9 protein-coding genes are annotated in these 9,204 nt (G+C 63.0%); 1 reads left to right on the plus strand and 8 read right to left on the minus strand.

The window, feature by feature from the left end; all coding sequences use genetic code 11:
- Positions 1–272: 272 nt before the first annotated feature.
- The 6 genes from QZ564_RS18255 to QZ564_RS18280 form a co-directional block, all read right to left on the minus strand.
- Positions 273–1,298 carry a peptidoglycan -binding protein gene (locus tag QZ564_RS18255; RefSeq protein WP_297113183.1) on the minus strand — a complete coding sequence of 342 codons (1,026 nt, stop codon included), beginning with the start codon at positions 1,296–1,298 and terminating at the stop codon, positions 273–275.
- Between the two features lie 3 nt (positions 1,299–1,301).
- Positions 1,302–2,297, minus strand: a complete 996-nt coding sequence (locus QZ564_RS18260) for a flagellar motor protein MotA (protein ID WP_297113185.1) — start codon at positions 2,295–2,297, stop codon at positions 1,302–1,304.
- A gap of 117 nt (positions 2,298–2,414) precedes the next feature.
- Positions 2,415–3,209, minus strand: a complete 795-nt coding sequence (locus tag QZ564_RS18265; protein ID WP_297113187.1) for an inositol monophosphatase family protein — start codon at positions 3,207–3,209, stop codon at positions 2,415–2,417.
- A gap of 131 nt (positions 3,210–3,340) precedes the next feature.
- The gene (locus QZ564_RS18270) at positions 3,341–4,462 is read right to left on the minus strand and encodes a tetratricopeptide repeat protein (RefSeq protein WP_297113189.1); all 1,122 of its coding nucleotides are present in this window, start codon (positions 4,460–4,462) and stop codon (positions 3,341–3,343) included.
- Positions 4,459–5,064, minus strand: a complete 606-nt coding sequence (locus tag QZ564_RS18275) for a thiamine phosphate synthase (protein WP_297113191.1) — start codon at positions 5,062–5,064, stop codon at positions 4,459–4,461. Before QZ564_RS18275 ends, QZ564_RS18270 begins: the two co-directional genes overlap by 4 nt.
- Before the next feature lie 177 nt (positions 5,065–5,241).
- Complete coding sequence (locus tag QZ564_RS18280) at positions 5,242–6,270, minus strand: class I fructose-bisphosphate aldolase (RefSeq protein ID WP_297113193.1); 1,029 nt, start codon at positions 6,268–6,270, stop codon at positions 5,242–5,244.
- Between the two features lie 214 nt (positions 6,271–6,484).
- Between QZ564_RS18280 and QZ564_RS18285 the strand changes: the two genes are divergently transcribed.
- A complete protein-coding gene (locus QZ564_RS18285) occupies positions 6,485–7,315 on the plus strand; it encodes an aldo/keto reductase (RefSeq protein WP_297113195.1) in 831 nt (276 codons plus the stop codon).
- Position 7,316: 1 nt separating this feature from the next.
- Here QZ564_RS18285 and QZ564_RS18290 read toward each other — a convergent pair whose 3' ends face one another.
- The gene (locus tag QZ564_RS18290; protein ID WP_297113197.1) at positions 7,317–7,748 is read right to left on the minus strand and encodes a GNAT family N-acetyltransferase; all 432 of its coding nucleotides are present in this window, start codon (positions 7,746–7,748) and stop codon (positions 7,317–7,319) included.
- Positions 7,749–8,951 (minus strand): phosphoglycerate kinase, encoded by a 1,203-nt coding sequence (locus QZ564_RS18295; protein ID WP_297113199.1) that lies wholly within the window; start codon positions 8,949–8,951, stop codon positions 7,749–7,751.
- Between the last annotated feature and the right edge of the window lie 253 nt (positions 8,952–9,204).

The raw sequence follows: 9,204 nt of genomic DNA on the forward strand, positions 1-9,204 counted from the left end.
AGTCGCGTGCCGTCATGGTCTGGGGGTCGGCGGGTGAGAGTTCGCGCCTGCTGCTGGATTAATCACCAGCAGCTGAAAGCGGGTGCCCTAGGGGCGGTCGCGCCGGACAGCTCGCCAAGTTACCTCCTATCGAGAAATCCCGGCGTTCCCGAGACGGCTTTCGTCTCAGTTTTTTAGTTTCAGGGACGGATGCCGTCTCGGGACTCCGCTCTTATTTTCAGAACCGCGAGGCAGAGGTGCCGGGGCGGCGCGTAGTCGTGCCCGCAGCGCCTCTAGCCTTCTGTCAGCTTGAACTCGATGCGGCGGTTGCGGCGATAGGCTTCGTCGGTTTCGGCCGGATCGAGGGGGGTGAACTCGCCAAAGCCTGCGGCGACCAAACGATTGGGGGACACGCCCTGGGACACCAGATATTGCGCGACCGAGATGGCGCGGGCGGCCGACAGTTCCCAATTGGAGGGGAAGCGGGCATTGGAGATGGGACGGCTGTCGGTGTGACCGTCGATCCGCAGCACCCAGTTGATGTCTGTGGGGATTTCAGTCTCAAGCTGCAGAATGGCAGCGGCCAGAGAATCGAGCTGGGGCAGGGCCTCGGGATTGACGTCGGCCTGTCCGGCATCAAACAGCACCTCGGATTGGAAGACGAAGCGGTCGCCAACCACGGTGACGTCGGCGCGGCCCTCGAGGATTTCACGCAGGCGGCCGAAGAAGTCGGAGCGATAACGGGCCAGGTCCTGTACGCGCTGGGCCAGCGCCAGGTTGAGGCGGCGGCCGAGATCGGCAATCTGTGTCCGGGATTCCGCGTCGCGCGCCTCGGAGGCTTCCAGCGCGGCTTCGAGGGCGCCGATCTGGGTGCGCAGGGCCGCCAATTGCTGGTTCAGCAGGGCGACCTGCGCATTGGCCTCGTCGGAAAGCTGCTCGGCCTCGAGAAGGTCGGACTCAAGCGAAGCGATGGTGGCGTCCCGGTCGCCCAGCCCCGCATCGATCCCGGCGAGCTGGCTGCTGAGCGCTTGGTTTTCAGACTGCGCGCCCGCCAGCGTGGCGGTCAGCGTCGCCAGCTGCGCGTTGAGATCGTCGGTATTGGCCCGTTCGAGCTGCAGCAATTCGGTCAGTTCGGCGATCTGGCTGTTGAGCCGGGCCAGGGCAGTGTCGCGCCCCTGGATCTCCTGACCCAGGAAAAACTGGGTCAGCATGAACAGGGACAGCATGAAGATGATGACGAGCAGCAGGCTCGACAGCGCGTCGACAAAGCCGGGCCAGTAATTGGCGTCTTGTCTGCGGCGGGCGCGCGCTGCGGGCATGGTCTAGTTCCGGCGCTCGTTATCGGCTTCGTCGAGCATGGCTTGGATCAGATCGCGCAGCTTCTGATTGGTTTCACCCTGCTCGGTGATGTAGCGCCGCAAATCGTCCTGTTCGGTGCGGATATGCTTGACCAGCCCATCAATGCCGCGTGCCAGTTCGGCCATGGCGCGAATGGCGTTCTGCGAGGAATTTTGGTTCTGCATATTCGCGCCCATGCGCTCGATCATGGCTTGCACGTCGGCGCCGGCGACACCCATGGAATTGGCCTGCATGGCCGTCACCGGGTGGTCAAGCTCGGTCATGGACGTCATCCAGTCCTCAAGGTCGGTGTAGAAGGCGTTCTGCGCCTGGCTGGTCTGCAGGTCGAGGAAACCCAGGATCAGCGAGCCTGCAAGGCCGAACAGCGAGGACGAGAAGGCGGTGCCCATGCCACCAAGCGGGGCGGCCAGGCCTTCCTTGAGATTGGAGAACAGCGAGGCGGTATCGGCCGAGGTGACATCGAGCGCATTGATGACGCCGGCAACCGAGCCCACGGTTTCGAGCAGGCCGTAAAAGGTGCCCATGAGGCCCAAAAAGACCAACAGGCCGGTCAGGTAGCGCGACGTATCCTTGGCTTCGTCGAGGCGATTGCCCACCGAATCCAGGATGGAGCGCATGGAGGCAGGCGTGATGACCGCCTCTCCGATCCGCTCGCGCAGAATGCCGGCGACGGGCGCCAGCAAGACCGGGGGACGGGTGGCGGTGACATTGCCATCCTGCAGGGAATTGACCCATTTCACCTCGGGGAAGAGGCGGAAAATCTGCCGGAAGCTGAGGAAGATGCCGATGAACAGGGCGAAGAAGATCATCGAATTGATGAATGGGTTCGCCCAGAAGAAGCTGATGATATTGGTGATCAGGATGGCGGCGACCAGGCCCACCAGCACCAGAAAGATCACGATCTTGACGAGATAAACGGCCGGACTGGCGAGGTGATAAGGATCGTAAGTCTGCGTCATCTGTGCCGAACCTTGCCCCTCGCGCGCGCAAATCAACCGCCCCTGAGTCTAGAGGCGGGAGAAAGGCGTGACAATTAAAAAGGTTAACGGCGCGCTATGACGGGAATGCGGCGGGCGTTACTGAATGGTGCGGAGGGTTTTGAGCAATGCGCCTTGCAGGGTTTCATTGCCGGCGACGATCTGCCCGTTCCAGACCGAGCCGGGCTGGCCGGCCAGATCGGTGACCAGGCCACCGGCTTCCTTGACCAGGAGCAAACCGGGTGCAACGTCCCAGGGCTGAAGACCCGCTTCCCACAAAGCATCGAAGCGGCCAGCGGCGAGCCAGGCCATGTCGATCGAGATCGAGCCGCCCCGGCGAATGCCGGCGACAGCGGGGTTGATGGAAGCCAGCTGGCGCAGTTGCAGCGTATCGTTGCTGGTCCCTTGGGTCTTTATGCCGGTGGATACGACCGCGTCCGACAGATGGCGCCGGCCGGCCACGCGCAGGCGCTTGTGGTCCGCCAGCCAGGCACCACCACCCTTCTCGGCGGTGAAGAGCTCATCCATGATCGGGTTGTAGATCACCGAGGCGACGATGTCCTCGCCGCGCTGCAGGGCGATGGCGACGGCGAACAGCGGGATGCCATGCAGGAAATTGGTGGTGCCATCGAGCGGGTCGATGATCCAGGTATGCTGCCCATCGGTGCCATCGACCTTGCCGCCTTCCTCCATCAGGAAAGCGTAGGTGGGGCGAGCCTTGCGCAATTCGTCATAGACGATCTGCTCGGCGCGCAAATCGGCCTTGGAAACGAAATCGGCTGGGCCCTTGCGCGAGACCTGCAGGTTCTCGACCTCGTTGAAATCGCGTGCCAGGGACTTGCCGGCCTTGATCGCCGCGCTGACCATGACATTGAGAAGGGCGGAACGGGCCATGACGTAAGTTGCTCGCTAGCTCATGCGGTTCGGATAGGGCTGGCAGATGGCTGCCGGCCGGCCAAGGGACTGCCTGGTCCCGCCGCGGGATTGAAGTGTGGCGCGCTTATTGCCTCAGAACCGGCTGGCGTTCAAGGGTCTTGCGTTTCCGCCGGTTCGCTTGCTCCGGTCTGCGGCTGTTGCATTCCGTCGGTTTCCTCGGTCGCGGGATTGGGATCGACAACCTGGCTGGGGGCATTTTCCGCGTCGGTCGGCGATGGCAGAAGGGGGCCCTCGACCGTTGGTACGGTGGCTATGGTTTCGATGCTGGGTGGCGTCACAGGCCAGAATCGGGCGCGTTCTTCGGCGCGCGCCAAGGCATCGGCGGGTATGGAGACCAGCAGCCGGTCGAGGTCAGGATCGGTCAGCCCCTGCCGGCGCGCCAGGGCTCGCCACATGGCCGCTTCCTCGAGGTCGAGCGTGATGCCTTCGCCCACCGCAAGCAGCTTGGCATAGCGGTTCTGCGCGACCACATTGCCGGCCTCGGCGGCAATCCCATACCAGCGGGCGGCCGCTTCGATATCCTGGTCTACGCCCTGACCCAGATAGAGCAGGGTGGCATAATCCACCTGTGCGTCAGCCAGGCCTGCTTCGGCCGCGCGCCGGATATAGTCTGCCCCCTGCGTGACGTTGGGGGCGACGCCGGCGCCTTCCAGCAGCATGGCGCCATAGTCATAGAGAGCTTCGGGCAACTCGGCGTCAGCCGCTTCCTTCATCAAGGTCGCGGCCCGCGTCAGGTTGGGTTCGGCATAGACGCCTTCGACATGCAGCAGGGCCAGATTGTACTTGGCCGGCACATAACCGGCGTCGGCCGAGGTCTTGAAGAGTTCGGCGGCGCGCTGACGGTTGCGCGGAACTCCCACACCGTCCTGATAAAGCATGCCCAGTTCGAATGCAGCCAGCCGGTCGCCATTATTCGCGGCCAATTGGTACCAGCCGGCCGCGCGCTCGGCGCTCTGCGCCACGCCGAGGCCGCGCGCGTATATCTCGGCGATCAGGGTCTGCGCGGCGGCATCGCCCTGCTCGGCGCGCGGCAAGGCCAGTTCAAGGGCGGTGAGGAAATAGCCGCGCTGGAAGGCGCCGAAGGCATAGTCGGTGGGGTGGCGGGGCCCAAATACGGCATCGCTGATCTGTTCGGCAGCGTTGTTCTGGGCTGCCGCGGGCTGCGCCAGCATGACCAGGGTCAGGGCAATAAGGACATGCGCCAGCCTCATGCGCGTTCCCTAGCGGCCTTGTGGAAGGCGTCCAACGCGGCGGCCGGATCACTCGCCTTCCAGATGCAGTCGGAAAGGGCCACAAATTCGGCACCGGTAGCACCAAAGGTGGCAGTGTCGAGCGCGGGATCCGAGTGCACGGCGGGCACTTCGAAGGTTTCAGCCCACCAGCGGGCCAGCTCGGCAGCGGCAGTATCGGCCGGGCCGCCCAGGGGGCCGAACATCACATAGTCCATATCCAGTTCACCAAAGCTCATGGCGTCGTGGCGGGAGCGGATATTGCCCACGCCAACAATGCCATCGGGCTTGATCAGGTCGATGGCTGCACGAATGGCTTTGGTTCCGCCAGAGGTGACATGCACGCCATCAGCGCCGAGCCGCCTGGCGAGTGCCGCATCGTCTTCCAGCAGCACTGCGGCACCAGCCGCCTGGCCGATCTGGATGACTCGTTCGCCAAGGTCGGCATAGGCCTCTTCGCCAAGCGTGCCTCGGCGGACCAGAAGGGCGGCAATATCCGGGCCGGACAGGACGGCCATGAGCTGGCGTGGGAACTGCTCGGGCTCGGGGTTTTCCGGTGTAATGAGGTAAAGCTGCGGGGCCATGGTGTTCCCGGGGAATGACGCGACGTTCCCTATGGCGCCAATTTGGCAAGAAAGGGACATGCCTCAATAGGGGATTGACCCCATTCTAGGCAATGGCAAGGCGACGGGGACAAAAAAAGCGCGCGCCCCGGGAGGGAAGCGCGCGCCAGCCGCGACGTTGGGTTCGCGGGAGGGGAGTTAGGCAGCCCGATCCAGATCGTTGGTCCACTCGCCCAGGGCCGCCAGCGAATTCATGTGGGCGCGATGGGCGAAGGCCTGGCGGGCCACCGAGAAGTTCTCGCGGCGGCCGGCCCAGCTTCTGAGCGCGACATTTTGCAGAGCACGGCCGTAGGAGAAGGTCATCGGCCAGGGCTTGCCGGAAATACGGTTCATGGCGGACAGGTGCGCGGTGGCTTCCTCATCGGTCTGGCCGCCGGAGAGGAAGGCGATGCCGGGGACGGCAGCCGGCACATGTTCCTTGAGCACCTCGACGGTGCGCCGGGCCACTTCCTCGACGCTGGGACGCTCGCGCGAGTTGATGCCTGGCAGGATCATGTTGGGCTTGAGCAACATGCCCGCCAGGTCGACACCGGCCAGACGGAGTTCCTTGAACACATTCTCCAGCACGTCGCCGGTAACCATGGCGCAGCGTTCAATGGAGTGATTGCCAGGCTCGCCATCCCCGACAACTTCGGGTTCGACGATGGGGACGATGCCGGCCTCCTGGCAGAGCATGGCGTAGCGCGCCAGAGCGTGGGCATTAGCGCGGATATTGTTGCGGGTGGGGGCGATGTCGTTGATGGTGATGACGGCGCGCCACTTGGCAAAGCCGGCCCCCAGCTCGGCATAGTGCTGCAGGCGCTGGCGCAGTCCATCCAGGCCTTCGGTGATCTTCTCGCCGCTTTCACCGGGCATGGGGAAAGCGCCGCGGTCAACCTTGATGCCGGGGATGCAGTCGGCATCGGCGAGAATGGCGCGGAAGGGCGTGCCGTCGGCGGCTTCCTGCTTGAGGGTTTCCTCGGTGAGGATGACCCCGGAAATGTAGTTCTTCATCGCCTCGGAGGCGCCGAACAGCATTTCGCGATAGTCACGGCGGAGGTCGAGGGTATTGGGCAGGTTGATCTTGGCGAAGCGCTTGCCGATCGTGCCTTCGGATTCATCTGCGGCCAGAATCCCCGTGCCGGGGGTCATCAGCTTCTGGGCAATGGCGTTAAGCGACTTGGTCATGGGAGGAAACCTCGGGTCTGAAACTGACCGGAGATTAGACTTTCGTTTGCGCGCTTTCGATTAGACCTGTGGTTATGCGACGAAAGGCTAATCTTGTATGGTAGATTGGCATGGAACCTTCCCGTGGGGTTGGCGATTTTGCCTTTCCATCGTAAGTTGACGATGTCTTCAAGGCGTTCCCGGCGCCAAAATCATACAAAGTCAGGATAGTGAGATGAGCACGCAACCGCACGTGAGCTTCAATGACGGCCATTTGATCCCGCAACTGGGTCTGGGCGTCTGGCAGACCCCGGATGATGTGGCGGTCGAGGCCGTGAGCACTGCGCTCAAGACCGGCTACCGGCATATCGATACCGCAGCCGTCTACAAGAACGAGGAAGGCGTCGGTAAGGGCATTGTAGCCTCAGGCATCAACCGGGGGGATATCTTTCTGACCACCAAGGTGTGGAATGACGATCAGGGCTATGACGAAACCCTCAGGGCCATGGATGCCAGCCTAAAACGTCTGGGCACGGACTATGTCGATCTCTACCTGATCCACTGGCCTTCGGCGTTCCGGGGGAAATATGTCGAGACCTGGAAGGCGATGATCCGTCTGCGCGAGGAAGGCAAGGCCAAATCCATTGGCGTGTCGAATTTCGAAGGCACCTATATCGACGATCTGATCCGGGAAACCGGCGTGACCCCGGCCATCAACCAGATCCAGCTTCACCCCCGCTTTCATCAGAAGGCGATGCGGGACAAGCATGCCGGCCTGGGTGTGGTGACCGAAAGCTGGAGCCCGCTGGGCCAGGGGCAGGTGCTGGCCGATCCGGTGATTGGCGAGATCGCCAAGCGCCACGGCAAGAGCCCGGCCCAGGTGATCATTCGCTGGCATCTGGACCTGGGGCTGGTGGTGATCCCCAAATCGGTGACGCCGAGCCGCATTGTCGAGAATTTCGACGTGTTCGATTTTACGCTCAGCGACGAGGACAAGGCGGCGATTGCCGGGCTTGATGCCGCCGATGGTCGGATCGGGTCGGACCCGGTGACGGCGACGTTCTGACCTAGTTGCATTTGGCGATCCGGTAGATCAATTCCGGATCGCCTTCATCCAGACCCTCAATGAAGCCGCTGCGCTGGAACCCGATGCGGGCCAGCATAGACTGCATTGGTGCATTGGACTGGTTCGTCGAGGTCCAGAGGACCGGCCCGGGAGCCGTCTCGATGGCACGCCGGATCAAGGCTTCACCAACGCCCTGCCGCCGATGCATTGCGCCGACCATCACCATTTCCAGCATGGGACGGTCGAAGAAGTGCCGATGCATTACGGCATATCCGGCCAGATTTCCGTCAATCGTGGCGCAGGCACAGTGTCCTGCGTCCACCCAGAGCGCAATTTCTTGTGCACGATCGTTGCCTGCATCAGCAAAGGTGTCGAGCGCGACGAGTGCGGCGATGTCATCGGTCCTTGCAGGTCGAATGACGAGGCCTTCCATTCACTTCTTCAATGCCTCAACCCCCGGCAGGGGCTTGCCTTCCATCCACTCCAGAAACGCGCCACCTGCTGTTGAGACATAGCTCAGCTTGTCCTTGACGCCGGCATGGGCAAGGGCGCCGACGGTGTCGCCACCCCCGGCCACGGAGACGAGCAGGTCGTCATGGGTACGCTTGGCGACATGCTTGGCGATGGCGACGGTGCCGGCGTCGAAGGGTTCCATTTCGAAGGCGCCGACCGGGCCATTCCAGACCACGGTATGGGCATCGTCGATGGCGGCGTTGATGCGCTCGATGGAAGAGGGGCCGATATCGAGGATCATGCCGTCGGGGTCGATGGCATCGACGCCGTAGAGGCGGGTGGGGGAGTTGGCCTTGAAGTGCCAGGAGACGACCGCGTCAATGGGCAGGATGATGGCGCAATTGGCCTTTTCGGCCTTGTCCATGATGCGGCGAGCAGTATCGGCGAGGTCCTTTTCGCAGAGCGACTTGCCCACGCCATAGCCCTGCGCGAAGAGGAAGGTGTTGGCCATGCCGCCGCCAATGACGAGGCCATCGACCTTGGTGACGAGGTTTTCGAGCAGGTCGATCTTGGACGAGACCTTGGCGCCACCGACAATGGCGACGACTGGCTTTTTCGGCTTGCCCAGACCCGCTTCGAGCGCTTCGAGCTCGGCCTGCATGGCAAGGCCGGCAGCGGCGGGCAGCAGGCGCGCCAGGGCTTCGGTCGAGGCATGAGCGCGGTGGGCGGCGGAGAAGGCGTCGTTGACATAGGCGTCGCCCAAGCTCGCCATGCGCTTGGCCAGTTCGACGTCGTTCTCTTCCTCGCCGGGATGGAAGCGGGTGTTCTCCATCACCATGACCGAGCCGGCGGGCGCTTCGTCGATGGCGGCCTTGGCAGCGCTGACATCGACCCAGTCGGTGGCGACGAAGCCGACCGGATGACCGGTCTGATCGGCAACGGCGGAGCAGACCTGCTCGAGCGAGAACTCTCCATTGACCTTGCCCTTGGGACGGCCGAAATGGCTCAGCAGGATGGCCTTGCCGTCCTTCTTGACGATCTCGCGGATGGTGGGCACGAGGCGCTCGATACGGGTGGCGTCGGTCACCTTGCCGTCCGCAACCGGCACGTTGAGGTCGGCCCTGAGCAGGACGCGCTTGCCCGTCAGATCGAGTTCGTCGAGGGTCTTGAAGCCGTTGCTCATGGTGCTGCCTCCGGGTCAGTTCTTTTCGGGCCGTGGGTAGCAGAGTGGCACGTTTGGCGGAAGCGGGGACAGGAAATTTCTCTTTCAGGCAGCGAAACACAGCCGGTCATGGCTTTGGGCCGGACAGTGTTGCCACTTCCGGATTTGAGCATAGAGCGGAATCCCGAGACGGTCGTCGTCCCTGAAACTAAAAAACTGAGACGAAAACCGTCTCGGGATGCCGGGTTTTCTCGTTAGCAGGTAACTTGGCAGG

Origin of the sequence: uncultured Devosia sp. (assembly GCF_913055165.1) — a bacterium.
Taxonomy (GTDB): Bacteria; Pseudomonadota; Alphaproteobacteria; order Rhizobiales; family Devosiaceae; genus Devosia.

Excerpts from the sequence above, each read along its gene's own strand:
- QZ564_RS18290 (WP_297113197.1), bottom strand. The coding sequence starts at position 7,748 with ATGGAAGGCCTCGTCATTCGACCTGCAAGGACCGATGACATCGCCGCA.
- QZ564_RS18270 (WP_297113189.1), bottom strand. The coding sequence starts at position 4,462 with ATGAGGCTGGCGCATGTCCTTATTGCCCTGACCCTGGTCATGCTGGCG.
- QZ564_RS18260 (WP_297113185.1), bottom strand. The coding sequence starts at position 2,297 with ATGACGCAGACTTACGATCCTTATCACCTCGCCAGTCCGGCCGTTTAT.
- QZ564_RS18295 (WP_297113199.1), bottom strand. The coding sequence starts at position 8,951 with ATGAGCAACGGCTTCAAGACCCTCGACGAACTCGATCTGACGGGCAAG.
- QZ564_RS18275 (WP_297113191.1), bottom strand. The coding sequence starts at position 5,064 with ATGGCCCCGCAGCTTTACCTCATTACACCGGAAAACCCCGAGCCCGAG.
- QZ564_RS18285 (WP_297113195.1), top strand. The coding sequence starts at position 6,485 with ATGAGCACGCAACCGCACGTGAGCTTCAATGACGGCCATTTGATCCCG.
- QZ564_RS18265 (WP_297113187.1), bottom strand. The coding sequence starts at position 3,209 with ATGGCCCGTTCCGCCCTTCTCAATGTCATGGTCAGCGCGGCGATCAAG.
- QZ564_RS18255 (WP_297113183.1), bottom strand. The coding sequence starts at position 1,298 with ATGCCCGCAGCGCGCGCCCGCCGCAGACAAGACGCCAATTACTGGCCC.
- QZ564_RS18280 (WP_297113193.1), bottom strand. The coding sequence starts at position 6,270 with ATGACCAAGTCGCTTAACGCCATTGCCCAGAAGCTGATGACCCCCGGC.